At 30.4% G+C, this 19,489-nt stretch carries 20 protein-coding genes and 1 pseudogene; 19 read left to right on the forward strand and 2 right to left on the reverse strand.

Annotated elements, in window-relative coordinates; genetic code table 11:
• The 16 genes and pseudogenes from Q0649_RS13620 to Q0649_RS13695 all read left to right on the forward strand — a co-directional run.
• Positions 1 to 725, forward strand: a pseudogene (locus tag Q0649_RS13620) (cobyric acid synthase CobQ); the annotation flags it as partial.
• Positions 726 to 786: 61 nt separating this feature from the next.
• A complete protein-coding gene (cbiB, locus tag Q0649_RS13625; RefSeq protein WP_298842995.1) occupies positions 787 to 1,731 on the forward strand; it encodes an adenosylcobinamide-phosphate synthase CbiB in 945 nt (314 codons plus the stop codon).
• Positions 1,732 to 1,795: 64 nt separating this feature from the next.
• Positions 1,796 to 2,980, forward strand: a complete 1,185-nt coding sequence (gene hemA / locus Q0649_RS13630) for a glutamyl-tRNA reductase (RefSeq protein ID WP_298842944.1) — start codon at positions 1,796 to 1,798, stop codon at positions 2,978 to 2,980.
• Positions 2,944 to 3,645: an NAD(P)-dependent oxidoreductase gene (locus Q0649_RS13635; protein ID WP_298842947.1), complete on the forward strand. Its 702-nt coding sequence runs from the start codon at positions 2,944 to 2,946 to the stop codon at positions 3,643 to 3,645. The genes hemA and Q0649_RS13635 overlap by 37 nt, the downstream gene beginning before the upstream one ends.
• A 145-nt stretch (positions 3,646 to 3,790) precedes the next feature.
• Positions 3,791 to 4,666, forward strand: a complete 876-nt coding sequence (gene hemC, locus Q0649_RS13640) for a hydroxymethylbilane synthase (protein ID WP_298842949.1) — start codon at positions 3,791 to 3,793, stop codon at positions 4,664 to 4,666.
• A gap of 29 nt (positions 4,667 to 4,695) precedes the next feature.
• Positions 4,696 to 6,153: a uroporphyrinogen-III C-methyltransferase gene (gene cobA / locus Q0649_RS13645; protein ID WP_298842952.1), complete on the forward strand. Its 1,458-nt coding sequence runs from the start codon at positions 4,696 to 4,698 to the stop codon at positions 6,151 to 6,153.
• Positions 6,154 to 6,216: 63 nt separating this feature from the next.
• Positions 6,217 to 7,182, forward strand: a complete 966-nt coding sequence (gene hemB, locus Q0649_RS13650; protein WP_298842955.1) for a porphobilinogen synthase — start codon at positions 6,217 to 6,219, stop codon at positions 7,180 to 7,182.
• Positions 7,183 to 7,234: 52 nt separating this feature from the next.
• Positions 7,235 to 8,509, forward strand: coding sequence for a glutamate-1-semialdehyde 2,1-aminomutase (gene hemL / locus Q0649_RS13655; protein WP_298842958.1), 1,275 nt, complete (start codon positions 7,235 to 7,237; stop codon positions 8,507 to 8,509).
• A gap of 228 nt (positions 8,510 to 8,737) precedes the next feature.
• Positions 8,738 to 10,045, forward strand: a complete 1,308-nt coding sequence (locus Q0649_RS13660; RefSeq protein ID WP_298842961.1) for a hypothetical protein — start codon at positions 8,738 to 8,740, stop codon at positions 10,043 to 10,045.
• 101 nt (positions 10,046 to 10,146) lie between these two features.
• Positions 10,147 to 10,716 carry a precorrin-6Y C5,15-methyltransferase (decarboxylating) subunit CbiT gene (gene cbiT / locus Q0649_RS13665; protein ID WP_298842964.1) on the forward strand — a complete coding sequence of 190 codons (570 nt, stop codon included), beginning with the start codon at positions 10,147 to 10,149 and terminating at the stop codon, positions 10,714 to 10,716.
• 14 nt (positions 10,717 to 10,730) lie between these two features.
• The gene (locus Q0649_RS13670) at positions 10,731 to 11,501 is read left to right on the forward strand and encodes an SGNH/GDSL hydrolase family protein (protein WP_298842967.1); all 771 of its coding nucleotides are present in this window, start codon (positions 10,731 to 10,733) and stop codon (positions 11,499 to 11,501) included.
• Positions 11,502 to 11,534: 33 nt separating this feature from the next.
• Positions 11,535 to 12,335: an alpha/beta fold hydrolase gene (locus Q0649_RS13675; RefSeq protein WP_298842969.1), complete on the forward strand. Its 801-nt coding sequence runs from the start codon at positions 11,535 to 11,537 to the stop codon at positions 12,333 to 12,335.
• Positions 12,332 to 12,505, forward strand: coding sequence for a hypothetical protein (locus Q0649_RS13680; RefSeq protein WP_298842970.1), 174 nt, complete (start codon positions 12,332 to 12,334; stop codon positions 12,503 to 12,505). The genes Q0649_RS13675 and Q0649_RS13680 overlap by 4 nt, the downstream gene beginning before the upstream one ends.
• 105 nt (positions 12,506 to 12,610) lie before the next feature.
• Positions 12,611 to 12,847: a helix-turn-helix transcriptional regulator gene (locus tag Q0649_RS13685; protein WP_298842972.1), complete on the forward strand. Its 237-nt coding sequence runs from the start codon at positions 12,611 to 12,613 to the stop codon at positions 12,845 to 12,847.
• A complete protein-coding gene (def, locus tag Q0649_RS13690; RefSeq protein ID WP_298842975.1) occupies positions 12,848 to 13,300 on the forward strand; it encodes a peptide deformylase in 453 nt (150 codons plus the stop codon).
• Positions 13,301 to 13,355: 55 nt separating this feature from the next.
• Complete coding sequence (locus Q0649_RS13695; RefSeq protein ID WP_298842978.1) at positions 13,356 to 13,853, forward strand: HD domain-containing protein; 498 nt, start codon at positions 13,356 to 13,358, stop codon at positions 13,851 to 13,853.
• A gap of 65 nt (positions 13,854 to 13,918) precedes the next feature.
• Here the strand turns inward: Q0649_RS13695 and Q0649_RS13700 are convergent, their stop codons facing one another.
• Positions 13,919 to 14,260: a hypothetical protein gene (locus tag Q0649_RS13700; RefSeq protein ID WP_298842980.1), complete on the reverse strand. Its 342-nt coding sequence runs from the start codon at positions 14,258 to 14,260 to the stop codon at positions 13,919 to 13,921.
• A gap of 452 nt (positions 14,261 to 14,712) precedes the next feature.
• Between Q0649_RS13700 and Q0649_RS13705 the strand changes: the two genes are divergently transcribed.
• A complete protein-coding gene (locus tag Q0649_RS13705; RefSeq protein WP_298842983.1) occupies positions 14,713 to 14,853 on the forward strand; it encodes a hypothetical protein in 141 nt (46 codons plus the stop codon).
• A 367-nt stretch (positions 14,854 to 15,220) separates the two neighbouring features.
• On the opposite strand, the gene asd is transcribed toward Q0649_RS13705, so the two are convergent.
• On the reverse strand, positions 15,221 to 16,303 hold the full coding sequence (gene asd / locus Q0649_RS13710) for an aspartate-semialdehyde dehydrogenase (RefSeq protein ID WP_298842986.1): 1,083 nt from the start codon (positions 16,301 to 16,303) through the stop codon (positions 15,221 to 15,223).
• A 273-nt stretch (positions 16,304 to 16,576) separates the two neighbouring features.
• On the opposite strand from asd, the gene speD reads away from it, so the two are divergent.
• Together speD and glgB are read left to right on the forward strand one after the other, a co-directional pair.
• Positions 16,577 to 17,395 carry an adenosylmethionine decarboxylase gene (gene speD, locus Q0649_RS13715; RefSeq protein WP_298842989.1) on the forward strand — a complete coding sequence of 273 codons (819 nt, stop codon included), beginning with the start codon at positions 16,577 to 16,579 and terminating at the stop codon, positions 17,393 to 17,395.
• Between the two features lie 418 nt (positions 17,396 to 17,813).
• Positions 17,814 to 19,489, forward strand: a 1,676-nt coding sequence (gene glgB / locus Q0649_RS13720; RefSeq protein WP_298842992.1) for a 1,4-alpha-glucan branching protein GlgB, incomplete at its 3' end; no start/stop codon positions are given.

Below are 19,489 nucleotides of genomic sequence, written 5' to 3' on the forward strand. Positions count from 1 at the left end.
AGGCAGAGGAAGATGTATCAGTTAGATTTATTACAACCAAAGAGGAATTAGGAAACCCAGACTTACTTATTATTCCTGGCACAAAAAATACTATAGATGATTTAATTACTATAAGGGATTCAGGACTTATGGATGTTATTAAAAAATATAGCATCAAAGGAACAATATTAGGTATCTGTGGAGGATATCAGATGATGGGAAATAGTTTAAGTGATCCAAGTGGTGTAGAGGGAAGTCTTGATAAAGTAGAGGGAATGAAGCTTTTAGACATAGATACATTATTTGAAGAAGAGAAAATAACTACAAGAGTAAAGGCTCGTAGTATTAATATGAAAACTAGTAATGTTAAGACTTACGGTTATGAAATACATATGGGTAAATGTAGTTATGGTGAAAAAGCGAAACCTCTATTTGAAATATATGATAGAAATGGTGACATCACTTCATCTTTTGATGGAGCAATTAACGAAGATGGAAATGTTATGGGCACTTATATTCATGGGGTTTTTGATGGAACAGAATTTAGAGAGTATATCATAAATGGCTTAAGGGTTAAAAAATCTATAAAACCTAAAAAATCTAGGACTTACGAAAGTTTAAGGGAAAAAGAAATAGACAAGCTAGCAGATATAGTAAGAAAGAATATAGATATGAATATGATTTATAAGATTATAGGGATAAAAAGAAGAGACAAGACTTTTAAGGCGGGGACAGTTAACAACTAATTTGTATTTAAGAAAAATAAGATAGTGAGGAATTATAATGAAAATATTATTTCAAATGAATATTATGGATCTGATTTTTGCAATTTTATTGGATTTATTAATTGGAGATCCGTATTGGTTTAAACATCCGGTGACTTATATAGGCAAACTTATTAAGGCTTTAGATAAATTAGGCAGAAAGTTATGTAAAACTCATAAGCAAATTAAAATATTTGGAGGAGTTATTGTAGTTATAGTAGCATTTTCTAGTTTTTTAGTACCGTTTGTAATTTTAAAAATGTCTATTAAGTTCTTTTGGGTATATAATATTCTTAATATCATTTTGATTTGGACAACAATAGCGACAAGATGTCTTCATACGGAGGGAATTAAGGTTTATGACTCTTTGGTTAAAAATGATATTGATGACGCAAGAGTTAAATTATCATACATTGTTGGGAGAGATACTAAAAACCTAAGTGTGGATGAAATAGTTAGAGCAGATGTGGAGACAATAGCTGAAAATACGGCAGATGGTGTTATTACCCCCATATTATATGCAATACTAGGGGGAGCTCCACTAGCAATGATGTATAAGGGTATAAATACTATGGATTCAATGCTTGGATATATGAATGAAAAATATAAGTATATAGGATTCTTTCCAGCCAAAACGGATGATGTATTTAATTATGTGCCTGCAAGAATAACTGGTTTTTTAATTTGCATTGCAGCTCCAATTGTTAGGGGAGATATTTTAGAGAGTATAAAAGTAATGATAAGGGATAGAAAAAATCACAAAAGTCCCAATTGTGCTTACCCTGAAGGTGCAGTGGCAGGAGCTATGAGAGTTCAATTAGGTGGAACAAATATATATTTTGGAGAGAAAATGTATAAACCAACAATAGGGAATAAAATAAAAGATTTAGGTAGGGAACATATAATTGATACAATAAAATTAATGTATGGATCATTATTCTATATAACATTAATATGTGTGATATATGAGTTATGCCAATATATATAAATAATAAATATAAAATGTGAGGCAAGAAACATTAGTAATAGTGAAGTATTTTGGAGATGATATTATGATACAACTTATAGGCCTAAAACATGATGTTAAAATAGAAATTAGAGAAAAACTTTCAATTATACCCAAACGTCAAGAAAAGGCTCTTGCAGCGCTTGTTAATATTTGTGATGAGGCGGTTATTTTGAGCACCTGTAATCGGACAGAAATATATTTTAAGTCAAAAGATGAAGACATTGTTAAGAAAATTTTTCATGAGCTTAATTGGGATGAGACTTTAATAAAGTGCGTATTTAATTATAAGGGAGAAAAAGCAATACAACATTTAATGGAGGTAGTTTGCGGATTTGATTCAATTTTACTTGGAGAAGATCAAATATTAGGTCAAGTTAGGGATGCTTATGAAGTTGCAAAAGACTCTGGCGCAACTAAAAAGGAATTTCAGAGATTTTTCGAAAATGCTATTGCTTGTGGAAAAAAATTTAGAACTAAATCTAAAACAGGTGAAATACCAGTTTCTTCATCATCAATGGTGGTTAAAAAAGCAATTGATTTGGGATACAAAAAATTTATGATTTTAGGTTATGGTGCAGTTGGACAATTAACTACAAAATATATATTAGAAGGGGAAATTGATTCACTATACATTGTGGTTAGAGATGCTCAAAAAGTTGATATAGATGACAAACGAGTGAAAATAATATCTTTTAATGATATACAAGACAATTACGAAAAGGTAGATTGCGTTATATCGTGTACCACAGCTCCTCATACTGTAGTTCGCTTAAATGAATTACCTAATAAGCATTTATTATTATTTGATTTGGCTGTCCCAAGAGATATTGAGGAAATAGTAAGTGAAAATTCTTTATATGAAGTTTATGATATAGATAAAATCAGGGATATTCATGATGCGAATTTTAAAATTCGTAAGGATTCTATGAAAAACAATAGGTATATTGTTGATAAAGCTATAGAGGAATTTATAGAATGGAAAACTATAGAAGAATTATCACCGTTTATTAAAATGATAAAACATAATGGCGAAGATATATATAAGGAGAGGCTTGCAACTTTTAAACATAAGAAAGAGACGAAAGATAATGATAAATTAGCAGAAATTTTATTAAAGAGCACTTCAAACGCCTTTGTAAACAAAGCTATACAGGTTTTAAAGGAGGAGCATTTGAAGGGGAGGTCTAAGCAATGCGAGGACATAATAAGCAGGATTTTTCAGCAATAAATTATACCATGATTTCACTCTTATCTAGTAAGGTTAAGATACTTATTGTAGGTGGTGGAGAGGCTGCTTTTATAAAATGTAGAACTTTTTCAAAGGAAGGGTGTTATGTTACTGTAGTTTCAAAAGAGTTTAATAAACAGTTTTCTAAGCTACAAGATATTTATAACGTAAAATTGATAAAAGATGAATGTAAAAAAGATTATATAAAGAATTATATTGATATTAATCATATAGTAATTATTGCAACAAACAGTAATATTATAAATGAATCTATTAAAAATTATTGTGATGAAAAAAATAAATTATATTTAAATTGTGAAGATTTCACTCAAGGGTTAGTAGTTAAACCAGTTCAAGGGGATACAAGTAATATGAAATTTGCATTACATACTAAAGGTGGCAGCCCTAAAACATCACTTTTTATGTCAAAAATTATAAAAGATAAAATTGAGGAATATTCGAATTTTATAGATTATACTTGTAGTATTAGAAATATAGTTAAGAGAAGACTCCAAAAAAAAGAAATAATGAATTTTGTATGTAGTGAGGATTTCTATTTTTTTTATACTAAGGATGTCCAGAATATTATAATAGAAATGTTTTATGGAATTGAACCCGAAAAAACTTTAACGACATTTCAGAAGGAAAGTCTCCCAATTCTGTAAGTGGAAGATAATTACTATAGCAGAAATAAAACTTCAGTGGGGGTATAAATCTACTTCTGAAGTCGTTAATAGCAGCTCCGCAGGAGATGATTGAATTGATGGTTAAGTTAGCGAGTAAGGGTGAGGATTTGAGGAGGGAAAGGCTTTGAAAATTAATATAGGAACTAGAAGAAGTGAACTTGCACAAGTACAGGCAAATTCGATTATGGCTATGATTAAAGAAAAGTTTGATATTGATTCAAAGAAGGTACTTATTGAAACAAAGGGAGACAGAATTTTAAATGTTACTTTGGATAAAATAGGTGGTAAGGGACTTTTTGTAAAGGAAATAGAGTTTGAAATGCTAGAGCAAAAAGTTGATATGGCTGTACATAGCATGAAAGATGTTCCTTATGATGTGCCAAAAGAGTTCGAAATAGTGGCAATCCCAGTAAGGGAAGATGTTAGAGATGCATTTGTTGGCTTTAACAACATTAGTTTCTATGAATTACGTGAGGGCGCAAGAATAGGTACTAGTAGTATAAGGCGGAGTGCGCAGCTTAAAATACTAAGACCAGATGTGAAAATTGTGCCTATTAGGGGTAATGTACAGACTAGAATAGCAAAAATTAAAAACGAAAATTTAGATGGAATAATACTCGCAGCGGCAGGTCTAAAAAGGCTAGGCATGGAAAATATAATTACTAATTATTTTGGCATAGATGAAATAGTACCAGCAATAGCTCAAGGAGCCCTCGGTATAGAAATGGTTAAAAACCATCCGCAAATAGCTATGATTAAAAAATTAGATTTTTATGATGCTAGAATATGTGTAGATGCTGAGAGAAGTTTTATGGCGACACTTAATGGAGATTGTCACGATTGTATAGGAGCATACGCTTATCTTGATAATGAACTTATGTTTATGACTGGAGTATACAGAGTAAATGGAAAAATAGTTAAAAAACAATTATCAGGAGATAAAAATGATTATATAAAACTAGGAGAAACTTTAGCAAAAAAAATACTTGGAAACAATTAGGAATGTAAAAAAATAAGGAGTGGATTCGAATGGGAAAGGTTTATTTAATGGGAGTTGGACCAGGAGACGAAGAACTTATAACACTTAAAGCAATAAGAGTACTTTCAAAATGTACAGCAGTTATGTATGATAGACTTGCAAGTACTAGTGTACTTAAATACCTAAAATCAGATTGTAGGATATATTATTGTGGAAAAGAGCCAGGATGTCATTATAAGACTCAAGAAGAAATAAATGATATGTTAATAACTCTAGCTAAAGAAGGTAATACTGTTGGAAGAATTAAGGGTGGAGATCCATTTGTATTTGGACGTGGTGGCGAGGAAGCTTTAGCTCTTATAGAAGAAAACATCGAATTTGAAGTTATACCGGGAATAACTTCACCAATTGCAGTATTAAACTATGCTGGAATACCTATAACTCATAGAGGAATAGCTCAAAGTTTTCATGTATTCACTGCAATGAGCGCAGAAAAATTAGATATCGATTGGAAGGCAGTTGCAAGCCTTGGTGGAACTTTAGTATTTATGATGGGATTTAAAAATATAGAAAAAATTGCGCAAAGTCTTATATTCAATGGATTAAGTAGGAGTACACCTTGCGCCGTAATAATGAGAGGGACTACATCTAAGCAAAAGAAGGTAGTAGGGACCTTAATAGATATTTTAGGTAAGGTAACAGAGGCAGAAATATCTTCTCCTTGTATAATTGTGATTGGAGAAGTAGTTAAATTTAATGATAAGTTTAATTGGTATGAAAAGAAACCATTATTTGGGAAGAATATCTGTATAACTAGATCAAAAGCCCAAGCAAAAGAATTAAGAGAAGAATTAATAGATTTAGGAGCAGAGGTACTTGAGATAAATTCTATTGAATTTAAAGATACTTCGAGTAACTTAGAAACATGTAAGGGAAGACTTACGGGTTATGATTTCATAACATTAACAAGTGTCAATGGAGTTAATTACTTTTTTGATTACTTAAGAGATATTAAATTTGATGTTAGAAAGCTTAAAGCTAAAATTGCAGCAATAGGACCAGCTACTGCAAAGGCCATTGAGAGCAGAGGTTTAATGCCAGATATTGTGGCAGATGATTTTGTTGCCGAGAGTTTGTTTGATAAAATGAGGGGTTATGTCAAAGAATACGACAAGGTGTTAGTACCTAGGTCAAAAGATGCAAGACCTTATTTGGTTGAAGCATTAAGAAATGTGGGATGCATCGTTGAGGAAATTTTCACTTATGAAACGGTTTGTGGCAAATTAAGATCTGATAATGAAATTAAGGATGTAGATGTAATAGTATTTACTTCGCCATCAACTGTGAAAAATATGATTAAGATGGTAGGTATTGAAACTGTACAATCTAAAAAAGCACTTGCTATAGGACCTATAACTGAAAAAGCATTATTGGACGTAGGTATAAAAGCCACTGTATGTGATGTTTTTAACATGGACGGTGTTATAAGTAAACTTTTATTAATGTAATGAAGATTTGACAGCATAAAATGTGGATAACATTAAAATATATTTAACTAGGGGTGGATAACTATGTTCAAAAGAAATAGAAGGTTAAGAGAAACAAAATATATAAGGGACTTAGTACGTGAAACAGTATTAACTCCATCAGATTTTATATTTCCTATATTTGTAGTAGAAGGTAAAAACATTAAAGAAGAGATATCTTCAATGCCAGGAAATTATCATTTTTCACTTGATAGAGTTCATGAGATTATCGAAGATGTTGAAGAGGCTGGAGTACGAGGAGTAATTTTATTTGGATTACCAGATCATAAAGATGAAGTAGGATGCGGCGCTTATGATAAAAATGGCATAATTCAAAGAGCGGTTAAAGAGATACGTGCAATATCAAAAGATTTAGTTATAATAACTGATGTATGTATGTGTGAATATACAAGCCATGGACATTGTGGAATACTCGACGGCAGAAAGGTTGATAATGATAAGAGTTTAAAATATATAGCAGAAATAGCATTATCTCATGCACGAGCTGGTGCTGATATGGTAGCACCATCTGATATGATGGATGGACATGTTGCGGCAATAAGAGAACTCTTAGATAATAATGGATATAAAGATGTATTAATAATGGCTTATAGTGCAAAATATTCTTCAGCATTTTATGGCCCATTTAGAGAAGCTGCTAATTCCTCGCCTCAATTTGGAGATAGAAAAACCTATCAAATGGATCCAGCAAATATAAGAGAAGCTATGAGAGAAATAGATGCTGACATTTGCGAGGGCGCAGATATCATAATGGTTAAACCAGCATTATCATATTTAGATGTAGTGAGATGGGCTAGGGATAGACATGATGTTCCAGTAGCAGCTTATAGTGTTAGTGGTGAATTTGCCATGGTAAAAGCTGCTGCAAAGATGGGATTTATTGATGAGAAAGCTATAGCTATGGAAATGCATTTATCTATGAAAAGAGCAGGAGCAGATATGATAATTACTTATTATGCAATTGATTTATGTAGGTGGCTTAAAGAGTAGTTGTGAACTTATAGTTTACTAAAGTCAAATATTTAGAAAAGAGGATATTACTATGAGAAATTTAGATATATTTAATGAATCAAAAAAGTATATGCCTGGTGGCGTTAACAGTCCGGTGAGAGCATATAAAGATGTAGCAGTAACCCCTCCTGTTATTAAAAAAGGTAAGGGTGCCTATATTTATGATGAAGATGGAAATAAATATATAGATTTTGTATGTGCGTGGGGTCCTATGATACTTGGACATTGTGATGAGGATGTAGTAAAAGCTATACAAAACACTGCAGCAGAGGCGATTGCCTTTGGCGCGCCTACAGAGATAGAATTAAAACTTGCAAAACACATTTGCTCAACTGTAGACAGTGTTGATATGATTAGAATGGTTAATTCGGGTACAGAAGCTACTATGAGTGCAGTAAAACTTGCACGTGGGTATACAGGAAGAAATAAAATGATTAAATTTGCAGGATGTTATCACGGACATGCTGGCGGATTTTTAGTTGAGGCTGGTTCTGGAGTACTTACTGAGGGAATACCAGGTTCTGCGGGCGTTCCTAAAGAAAGTATAGTAAACACATTAATAGCAAACTATAATGATATAGAAAGTGTAAAAGTTTTGTTTGAAAAATATAGTGATGATATCGCCTGCGTAATTATTGAACCAGTAGCAGGTAATATGGGCGTTATTCCAGCAGATAAAGAGTTTTTACTAGAACTACGAGAAATATGTGATAAATACAAGAGTCTACTTATTTTTGACGAAGTAATGAGTGGATTTAGAGTTGCATACAAAGGTGCTCAAAGTATATATGGAATACATCCTGATTTAATAACTTATGCAAAAATCATGGGAGGTGGACTTCCTTGTGGTGCATATGGTGGTAAGAAAGAAATAATGGAGATGTTATCACCTATGGGACCAGTTTATCAAGCTGGTACAATGTCTGGAAATCCAGTTGTAATGGCAGCAGGTTATGCAAGCTTAACAAAGCTTTATAACAACCCGGGTGTATACTCGGTTATGGAAAAACTTTCAGAAAAACTTCAAAATGGATTGCTTGAAATCGCAAAAGAAAAAGGTATACCTATGGTAGTCAATAGATGTGGTTCAATGCTTACAGCTTTCTTTACAAAGAAGAGTGAAGTGAAAAATTTTGAGGATGCTAAATCTTGTGATGCAAAATTATTTGCAAGATATTTTCAGCACATGATAAAAAGTGGAATAAACATTGCACCTTCCCAATTTGAAGCAATATTCTTAAACACTAAACATACGCAGAAGGATATTGAAGCATTCTTAGAGGCATTTAAGAGTTTTGAATTATAAGAAATTAATAAAAAAAGTGCTCAAGTGATTTGAAATTAATCACTTGAGCACTTTTTTTAATAAATATAGGTCATTAACGATTATGTAAATTATGTAAAAAAAAGAAAAAGTAGTATTATATAAATATATGTATAGTGAGTTGAATACTTTATAAAGAGAAAATAAATTGTGTTATAAAAAAATAACCATACATATCATATGGAAAATTATTGTGAAAGGAGTGTTTTTATGCAAACATCTGGATTTTTATCTGTTTTAGGTACACTTAATTCTATGTTAGTAGATCCTACTGGAATGAGTGGCTTTGCTATCGAATGTATGAAAGTTGTCGCAATTGTTACATTGCTATTTACGTCTCTACAATGTTTCCTCGGGTATAGATTATTTAAGGTTTGGGTTGCTGTTTGTGGATTTTTTATATTTGGAATAATGGGTGGAGTAGTCAGTAATGCTATTTCGGACAACGTAGGGATGACAATGATTATTGGCATACTATCTGCTTTGTTAGGTGCATTTATAGCATTTAAATTGTATAAAGTAGGTATTTTTATAGTTTGTGGTTTTATGGGATTCTTAATAGGATATATATTTACACGGACTATTACTGTAGGAATTATTATGGCATTGGTTTTAGGAGTATTAAATGTTTTTTTTGTAAAAACAATAATAATTATTTCCACAAGTATATCAGGTGGATTAATTGCCGGAATAAGTTTAGCTAGAGTATTAGGAATAAACAGTTTTGCAATTAGTATAAGTATAGGTATTTTGTTTGCTATATTTGGAATGTTAGTGCAATTTACAACAAATAGGAAAATCATTAATGCAAATGGAGGTAACTCACAAAATAATGCTCCAATTGTTTCATCAATAAAAGATTCATCTATAAAACAAAGTAGTGGTCTTTTGTCAAAAGTAAAAAATAAAATTGACATAGAAAATTCAGCTGTTATGGAAAAAGCAACTGGGATAACATTGGATGAAGTATCAGTGAATCTTGAGGGAGCATTATATTCTATTAAAGACTTAAAATATATCATGCCATTTGCTGAATATATTTTATACTTTGTATGCTTTATATCAATTATGTATCCTTTATTCATGGTTAAGGGGTTAATAGAGGGTAATATTACATTGTTACTAGTTATAGGCATCTTATGTTTTGCAAAGAAAAAGTATAATGCTATTGCTATATCCTTCTCACTTGTTACAATTTCGAAATTAGTAATGATAATAATGTTATCATATCCTATAGATAATTTACCTAGTGTATTAATTGATACAGTAGTTACAGGATACATTTCATTTGTAGCATTGAAATATTTTTTTAGATCAGAGAGTGTCATTAGTTGTAAAAATAGGGTGGTAGATTCGGTTAATAAAAAAATGATAAATGGAAAGAAGAAAATAAAAAAGCTACATCAAAAAAATGAGCTTAAAGATAGTATTCGTTGCTTAAACTGCGGTGAAATGAACAATGTAACTAATAATTTTTGTAGAAACTGTGGTGAAAAATTATCTGAGAAAATAAAGTGAAAAATAAGTTTCTTATAAATTAAATGAACATTTCTGAAATATATATTTCTGTTGTATAATAGAAATATATATTGTAGGGAATAAATTAGGAGGTGCTAAATATGAAGTTTATTAAGGATGACGAATTTATACGAGGCAATTGCCCAATGACTAAGGAAGAAGTAAGAATATTAAGTGTAGTAAAGCTAGAGCTTGAAGAAAATTATAGGGTAATAGATATAGGTGCTGGAACGGGATCCGTAAGTATTCAGATAGCTTTGATATGTGAAAAGGGTGAAGTTATAGCTATAGAAAAAGATAATGAGGCATTAGAAGTTTTAAAACAAAATAAAGTAAAGTTTAAGGCGAGTAATCTTCAGATAATAAAGTCAGAGGCTATGGAGACAGAGGCAAATATAAAAGGAGAATTTGATGCTATATTTGTTGGTGGAAGTGGTGGGAATATAGCTGAAATTATTGAAAAATATGGAGATAAACTTAAAAAAGGCAAAAACATTGTTTTAAATTTTATAACTATAAATAATGTATACAAGGCTATGGAAGCTTTAAAGAGCTTAAATTATAAAGTTGAATGTGTACAAATCCAAGTAAGTAAGACAAAAGGGAAGAGTTATATGTTGATGGCTAATAATCCCATATTCATTGTGACTGGGAAAAAGCAATATGTGTAAGGGGCGGTAGTATTATGGGATATGGTAAACATTTCAAAGGTGGGTTTAATTTTAAAGTGATCTTTATATCTTTAATGGTAATTGTTATATTTGTGTTAGGAATTGGTATGTATAAAGCAAAAGCAAATGGTAAAATAGTACATATAACTAATCAAAAACAAATGAAGGAAGATAAAATTCTTCCACAAAAATCTATAAAATATAAAAATAAAATATGGTATGCCATTGGTGATAGCATTACAGCACAAGACATATACCCAAAATACTTAAAAGAAGATTTGAAATTGAAAAGTTATGTTAATGATGGTATTATTGCTCAACAATTAGGTACAATGGCTGACAGAGTAACGTCTAAGAAACTAGCTGAAGTTGATTTGGTTACAGTATTTGGTGGAACCAATGATTATAGAAATGGAAAAGAATTAGGTACAATTAATGATGATGGGAATATTGATACTTTTTATGGAAATATACAGAAAGTAATTAATAAAATAAGAATTGCAAATCCAAGGGTTGAACTTGTTTTTATGACACCAATAAAGAGAGGTAAGTTTGGAGATCAACCAATATATCCCTCTCCCAATAGTAAAGGAATAAAATTAGAACAATATGTACAGGCTATAAAAGATGTATGTTCTAAAAATTCTATAAAAGTAATAGACTTATTTACTTTAAGTGGAATAGATAAAAGTAATTTATCTATTTATACACAAGATAATCTTCATCCAAATGAAGCAGGTAGTAAAATGATCGATCTAGTTATACAAAAGGAATTAGAAAAATAAGTTGTTTAACCATAGAAATATAGGAGAGGAATAATGGGGAATGTTTTAAAAAAAGTAGGTATAGGTATAATTATAATTATTGGAATCTTGTTAATAATTATTTTAATTATTTTTATTATTAACAAAATCAAGTTAAAACAAGAGTCTAATTTATTTAGACCATTAGGCAAAATGGTTACAGTAAATAAACATCAGATGCATGTTTATACTGAAGGTAAAGGAGAAGTCACTTTAGTATTTATGGCAGGAGGAGGAACTTGTTCTCCAACCTTGGATTTTAGAAGTTTATATTCAAGGCTAAGTGATAATTATCGTATTGCAGTTGTTGAGAAAGCAGGATATGGATTTAGCGAAACTGTTGATATTTTAAGAGATATAGATACAGTACTAGAAGAAACAAGAAAAGCTTTAATTTTAGCTGGAGAAAAAGCACCATATGTATTAGTTCCTCATTCCATATCTGGTATAGAGGCACTCTATTGGGCAAAAAAGTATCCAGATGAGATTACAGCTATTGTAGGATTAGACCCAGCTGTTCCAGCTGCATATGAGAACTTTCAAATGCCAAATAAAGTTGTTTTAAACTTGTCTGCATTTGCCGCTAAAATTGGATTAACGCGTTTTATACCATCTATTTGTAATAGCTCAGCAGCAATTAAATATGGTTCTTTAACAGATAATGAAAAACAAATATATAAAGCAATTTTTTATAGAAAAACGGCTACAAAAACAATGTTAAATGAGTGTATCTCTATGACTTTCTCATGTGTGAATCCAAATAAGAGATTGAAACATGAAATTCCTTTAAGAAATTCTAATCTCTTGCAAATATGAAATTCTTTTTCACTCACATTCTGCTTGCAGCCGGTTCGCTAGACTTCCTTGCTGGAATTCTTACAAGAATTTTATATTTGCAAAAGAAGAATTTTAAATGGAATTTCAATTGTTTCTGCTCTTCTTATTTGGAGTCACTTCCAGAGAAGTCATATTATGTAGTATCATAATGAATGTAAGAGTGATGGCATATAAAAAAATAATAAACTCAATTGTGAAAATAAAATAATGCTATATTCATAATATAATGTTTAACATTGCGGAGGCGTTAATTAATGAAAAATAGGATAAAAGAATTTCGTGAATCGCTCGGATTAACACAAGAACAATTAGGAAAACTTGTAGGTGTATCCAGACAAGCAATTAATTCCATTGAAACAGAAAAATTTGAGCCGTCTATATGGTTAGCCTATGATATTTGTAAGACATTTCATAGTCCTATAGAGGAAATTTTTCTGTTTAAAGAAAGTGTAAGAAAATCAAGAGCACAACAAAGTAGGGGTGTAGTTTAAATGGCATTAAGACAAATTAGACTTTTCGATGATGAAATATTAAGAAAAAAGAGCAAAATAGTTAAAGTGGTAGATAATAAAATAAGACAGATACTAAATGATATGGCAGAAACTATGTATAATACAGAAAATGGTGGAGGGTTAGCAGCCCCACAGGTAGGTATATTAAAACGATTAGTTGTAATAGATATGGGTCAAGGACTTATAAAACTAGTTAATCCAAGGATAATTGAGCATGAAGGAATTCAAGAAGTTACAGAGGGATGTTTAAGCATTCCAAATACATTTGGAAAGTTAAAAAGACCTGCAAAGATTACGGTACAAGCATTGGATGAAAATGGTAATGAGATTATATTGACTGGTACAGGAAATTTAGCGAAATGTTTTTGTCATGAAATAGACCATTTAGAAGGTATTCTTTTTACTGATTTAGTTACTGAATATATAAAGTAATGTTATTTAACATATATAATTATAATAAGGTCTTATTGTTTTAAGGAGGTTTAATTTGAATAAGATAAATAATTTAATTATAGAAATGTTTGATTTTGATGAAGGTGCGCCAGAATTAATTCAACATTTTATAAAGGTACATGAGTTTGCTAAGCTAATTGGAGACATGGAAGAAATTACATCTAATGTTATGGAGATCTTAGAGGTGGCAGCCATTGTTCATGACATAGGGATTAAAGTTTCTATGAAAAAATATGGGAAATGTAATGGTAAGCTTCAGGAACAGGAAGGACCTAGTTATGCAGAGAAATTATTAAACAGACTTGAATTTAATAAGGAGGTAATTGAGAGAGTGAGTTATCTAGTAGCTCATCACCATACTTATTCAAATATTGATGGGATTGATTATCAGATTTTAGTAGAGGCTGATTTTCTTGTAAATTTATATGAAAATAATAATGATAAAGAGACTATACAAAATACTTATAACAAAATTTTCAAAACTGGAGCAGGACGAAAACTTTGTTGCCATATGTTTATGATAAAAGACTAAAACTTACTAAAGATAAGTTATGTATAGACAAGTAAATCTATACCAATTTTCAAATCAATATATATTCATAAGATTATTAGAATTATCTTAGTGTTATATAATTCGTCCGCCGCTTTTTTATCCAAAGGATTGGATTCCAGTTTTTTTAGGGTTGGTATTAATATAGTTAAGTCCTTTGTATCTAATAATTTATTTAAATTTGAATTATTAGTTAAAACATCTTTTAACATTGTTAATGATGCTAATAAATCATCATTTTTCTCATAATAAGATGTAAGTGGATAAAAACTACATACGCAGCCTAAATCATATGATAATAAACTTACATCAACCACTCTATCATATTTTGAAGTCTTTAAGTTTTCAATAATATTATCTATACCGTCAAGATACATATTAAAATACATTTCATTATTCTGTTGTTTTTGTTTTAATTGAAATCTATTATTGGTAAATTGAAAAATATTTATGCATAAAGAAAATACCATTAATGACAGAATATGTTTGTTTTAGAGCCCATAAGTACCTCCATATTTAATCTGTAGTTTCTGTGAATTTAAAATCAACTTTTATAATAAGTATATCATACAGATAAATATTATAAAGCGCTATGGGATTCCATTAAAGATTGTAAAATATAAAAGAAGAATAATCTATATGTGTATATGAAGTCAAACATATTGATATAGTGCTTAAAATGCTGGAACCTTTGAGTAAAACTGATTTTTTTGAATAAATGGAGTTTTGCTACAAAATATGAGCAAATTGATTAATAAATGATACATATAAAAATATAATTATGATTCCATGTATGAAATAGTTATTATTGAAAAGTATAGTATAGAAAGGGGAGTGTTAAATGAGTAGTAAATTAACTGCAACTAAATTGAAAATGGACGCTCTTGGGAATAATGATATAGAAGCAGGAGCTGAAATTTATAGCAATCCTGAAATAAAAAACAAAATAAAGAATAAACTAATAAAGAAAGAGCCTAAATAGGGCTCTTTCTCATGTTTGGGGTGAAAGGCAGCGTTAACCAGTCATGATTTCCTACAATACAATTTCGTTCCAAAGGAACGAAGAGCCCCTTCTTTTGAATATAGAATACATAACAAAATGAACTTCCTCCGAAAGTGACTCCAATAAGAAGTGCAGAAACAATTGAAATCCCATTTAGAAATTCTTCTTTCGCTAATAGAAAATTCTCGTAAGTCTGGCAGAAGGCCAGGCTAGTGAACCGGCTGCAAGCCGAATGTGAACGATAGAGAATTTTATATTCGCAAAAGATTAGAATTTCTTAATGGTATTTCATGTTTCAAACTCTTATTGGAGTAACGCAGGAGGAAGTTCATAGGACTACACTTTTTTATTTTGAAGTTAGGTACCCTTCATTCATTAGAAGCTCAGCAGATAATACTGCGCCACCCGCTGCACCGCGTAGAGTGTTGTGAGATAAACAAACAAATTTATAATCAAATATTTTGTCCTCGCGTAGTCTACCAAGTGATATTCCCATACCTTTTTCAATATTCCTGTCGAGTCTTGTTTGAGGTCTATCATTTTCTTCAAAGTATGTTAAGAAATGATCAGGAGCAGTTGGAAGCTTCAAATCTTGTGGTTTTCCTTTGTAAGTTGCCCATTTTTCTAAAATAGTTTCTTTTGATGGTTTATTTTCAAAGGAAACAAACACTGCAGCTAAGTGACCATCAGCAACAGGGACACGTATACATTGAGTTGAAATTATAGGGTCCTTTGCATTAACTACTTTATCATTTTCTATATGGCCCCAAATTTTAAGTGGTTCTTGCTCACTCTTTTCTTCTTCTCCACCTATATATGGAATAACATTATCAAGTATTTCTGGCCAGTCTGAGAAAATCTTACCAGATCCAGATATAGCTTGATATGTGCAAACTAATATTTTTGTAGGCTTATATTCTAGAAGAGCACTTATAGCAGGAACATAACTTTGAATTGAGCAGTTGGGTTTTACTGCAATAAAACCTCTTTTAGTTCCCAGTCTCCTTCGTTGTGCATCAATTAATTTGAAATGGTCTGAATTTATCTCAGGAATAACCATTGGAACATCTGGAGTACTTCTATGTGCAGAGTTATTTGAAACTACAGGAGTTTCAGCTTTTGCATATTTCTCCTCAATTTCACGTATCTCATTTGCAGGCATATTAACAGCGCAAAATACGAAATCTACCTCACTGCTTATAACATCCACTTCGTTTATGTTTTTTATTACTATGTTTTTGACGTTTTCAGGCATTGGGACATCCAATTTCCATCTTTTATTTACTGCGTCATAATAAGTTTTACCCACAGAGTTCTCACTAGCAGCAATAACAGCTATTTCAAAATAAGGGTGATTTTCAAGTAGTGTAACAAGACGTTGACCAACGAATCCAGTTCCACCTAATAATCCGACTTTTAGTTTTTTCATTGTATTAATACCTCCGATTCTAATGATGTACAAATGTGTAAAATTATAATTATTACACATGAATATATTCATATTCATGTTTTACTAGGAATAGTAATAATAAACAGAAAAAAAATATATATGTTACTATTATAAATGATTATAATGTTTAAAAGTATATACTTCAAGTAATTTATTATATAGAATGGGTAGGGATAACAAATTTGTAGCTTTATAATCAAGTAATAAGTTATAGAACTTTTTATAAAAGTCTAAGAGAAATGGGGAATTAAATTGGCTAAAAATGATAAAAATAAAATTAAACTTTATGGATTTAACAATTTAACAAAATCATTAAGTTTTAATATTTATGATGTTTGTTATACAAAAACAATTGAGGATAGAAAAAAATATATAGAATATATCGATGAACAATATAATGCTGAGAGGTTAACAAAAATTCTCACTGATGTTACGAAAATGATAGGCGCTAGTGTTCTAAACATTGCAAAGCAGGATTATGATCCTCAAGGAGCAAGTGTGACATTACTCATTTCAGAGGAAGAAATTCCATTATATGTGGTAGATCCTTCTTGTAATAGAGGTATTCTAACGCCAATACGGGAGAATATTGTAGGACATTTAGATAAAAGTCATGTAACGGTGCATACTTATCCGGAAAGCCATCCACAAAATGATATAAGTACCTTTAGAGTGGATATAGATGTAGCCACTTGTGGTGAAATATCACCATTAAAAGCTCTAAATTATTTAATAGATAGCTTTGATTCAGATATTATCACTATTGACTATAAAGTTCGTGGTTTTACCCGCGATATGGATGGCAAAAAACATTTTATAGATCATGAAATTAATTCTATACAAAATTATATTGCTAAAGAAACAATAGCTAGATATACATTAATGGATATGAATATATATCAATCTAATATATTTCATACAAAAATGATATTAAATGATTTTGAACTTGATAATTATTTATTTGAGATTAAACAAGAAGATTTAAATGAGGATGAAAAAGTAAATATTGTTGCAAAACTTGAAAAAGAAATGAAAGAAATATTTTATGGTATGGATATTTCTAACGATTAATGTTATATTAAACATATATAGTAAAAATATATAGTAAATGAATAAAAAGCATGTTTAAATAAATGACAATTAATGATTTTGTTAGCTATTTAAATGTGCTTAAATAATAAAAGTAACCATATCAATTAAACGATTTCATACTTATGGAAATAAAAATAATTAATTTATTAATTATTTATTAAAATAAAATACAGTTTTTACCACAGCTTTACTATAATATATGGTATAATTTAGAATATGTAGTAAATATGTTATTAAAAACATTTAAAACAAATAAAAACAAATTAAGTAAAATTTTGTTTGTTTAAGAATTTAACATCAGGACATTTATGTTTTATTGATTTGCTTACTATTATATGAATTAAAGCATATTAATATAAATTATAATTTGTTTAGGTTTTGAGGGAGAGAGGTAGTCATGAATAACGTAGAAGCTTTCTTATTACATAAAAATGAATTTGATAGTTACAAATTTATGGGATGTAAACTTATAACAAAAGATGGGGAAAAGGGGGCTGAATTTTCAGTATGGGCACCAAGTGCAAAAGAAGTTATGGTGGTAGGAGATTTTAATAATTGGGATGGGTTTTATCATTCCATGAAAAACATACAAAAATCAGGTTTCTTTAATATTTTTATAAAAAATATTAAAGATGGTGATTTATATAAATATAAAATAATAACAAGTAAGGGAAAATCACTTTTTAAGGCTGACCCCTATGGATATTTTTCCGAGGTAAGACCTAATACCGCATCAATTGTAACGGATTTAAAAGGATATCTGTGGGATGATAAGAACTGGATGCTACAAAGGAAAAAAAGAAAGCCTTATGATATGCCTCTCAACATATATGAATTGCATCTTGGTTCTTGGGCTCGTGATGATAATAATAAATTTTATTCGTATAGGGAAATTGCAGACAAGCTTCTTAGCTATGTATTATACATGGGATATACTCATATTGAGTTGTTACCAGTTATGGAACATCCATTAGATGATTCTTGGGGGTACCAAATTACAGGTTATTTCTCTTTGACTAGCAGATTTGGAAGTCCAAAAGATTTTATGTGGTTTGTAAACAAATTTCATCAAAACAATATAGGAATTATATTGGATTGGGTTCCAGGACACTTTTGCACGGATGAACATGGTCTTTATAAATTTGATGGAACGGATTTATTTCAATATGATAATCCAGAGCTTGGTGAAAATTATGACTGGGGTACTGCAAACTTTGATTTGGGAAAAGGCGAAGTTCGTGAGTTCCTTATTTCAAACGCAATGTTTTGGTTTGAATTATATCATATTGATGGACTGAGAGTAGATGCTGTTTCTAACATGTTGTATCTAGATTATGGGACAAGGCATGGTATGAATCTTAAAAATAATAAGGGGACTAATATAAATTTAGAAGCTGTATCATTTCTAAAAGAGCTAAATGAGATTATATTTAGAAATTATCCAAATGTACTAATGATTGCAGAGGAATCTACATCATGGAGGGGAGTAAGTTCACCTACGAGTGTTGGCGGTCTTGGATTTAACTATAAGTGGAATATGGGCTGGATGAATGACATGCTAAAATATATGCAACTAAATAGTAATGAAAAGAAAGCTCAACATGAGTTAATAACATTCTCATTAATGTATGCTTTTTCTGAAAATTATATATTGCCTTTATCTCACGATGAAGTTGTTCATTGTAAAAAGTCACTATTAAGTAAAATGCCATTTGATTATGATTATAAGTTTTCTAGTTTAAGGCTTTTTTATGGGTATATGATGGCGCACCCAGGTAAAAAAATATTATTTATGGGAGGTGAGTTTGGTCAGTTTATTGAATGGGATCCGAATAAAGGTTTGGATTGGCTTCTTTTAGAGTATCCTATGCATAAAAAGCTTCAGCAATATACTAAAGCGTTAAATGAATTTTATAAAGGTGAAAAAGCTTTATGGCAAAATGATCACACTAGTGATGGATTCGATTGGATTGATTCTAATAATTCTAATCAAAGTATAATTTCATTCACAAGGATAGCGTACGATAAGGATGATTATTTAATAGTAGTTTGCAATTTTTCACAGGTTTCGTA

Origin of the sequence: uncultured Clostridium sp. (assembly GCF_937920395.1) — a bacterium.
Lineage (GTDB): Bacteria > Bacillota > Clostridia > Clostridiales > Clostridiaceae > Clostridium_AD.

Bases quoted from the DNA above. Each gene is read 5' to 3' on its own strand.
- hemA (WP_298842944.1), top strand. From the start codon at position 1,796: ATGATACAACTTATAGGCCTAAAACATGATGTTAAAATAGAAATTAGA.
- Q0649_RS13635 (WP_298842947.1), top strand. From the start codon at position 2,944: ATGCGAGGACATAATAAGCAGGATTTTTCAGCAATAAATTATACCATG.
- cobA (WP_298842952.1), top strand. From the start codon at position 4,696: ATGGGAAAGGTTTATTTAATGGGAGTTGGACCAGGAGACGAAGAACTT.
- hemB (WP_298842955.1), top strand. From the start codon at position 6,217: ATGTTCAAAAGAAATAGAAGGTTAAGAGAAACAAAATATATAAGGGAC.
- hemL (WP_298842958.1), top strand. From the start codon at position 7,235: ATGAGAAATTTAGATATATTTAATGAATCAAAAAAGTATATGCCTGGT.
- Q0649_RS13660 (WP_298842961.1), top strand. From the start codon at position 8,738: ATGCAAACATCTGGATTTTTATCTGTTTTAGGTACACTTAATTCTATG.
- cbiT (WP_298842964.1), top strand. From the start codon at position 10,147: ATGAAGTTTATTAAGGATGACGAATTTATACGAGGCAATTGCCCAATG.
- Q0649_RS13670 (WP_298842967.1), top strand. From the start codon at position 10,731: ATGGGATATGGTAAACATTTCAAAGGTGGGTTTAATTTTAAAGTGATC.
- Q0649_RS13675 (WP_298842969.1), top strand. From the start codon at position 11,535: ATGGGGAATGTTTTAAAAAAAGTAGGTATAGGTATAATTATAATTATT.
- Q0649_RS13680 (WP_298842970.1), top strand. From the start codon at position 12,332: ATGAAATTCTTTTTCACTCACATTCTGCTTGCAGCCGGTTCGCTAGAC.
- Q0649_RS13685 (WP_298842972.1), top strand. From the start codon at position 12,611: ATGAAAAATAGGATAAAAGAATTTCGTGAATCGCTCGGATTAACACAA.
- def (WP_298842975.1), top strand. From the start codon at position 12,848: ATGGCATTAAGACAAATTAGACTTTTCGATGATGAAATATTAAGAAAA.
- Q0649_RS13700 (WP_298842980.1), bottom strand. From the start codon at position 14,260: ATGTATTTTAATATGTATCTTGACGGTATAGATAATATTATTGAAAAC.
- Q0649_RS13705 (WP_298842983.1), top strand. From the start codon at position 14,713: ATGAGTAGTAAATTAACTGCAACTAAATTGAAAATGGACGCTCTTGGG.
- asd (WP_298842986.1), bottom strand. From the start codon at position 16,303: ATGAAAAAACTAAAAGTCGGATTATTAGGTGGAACTGGATTCGTTGGT.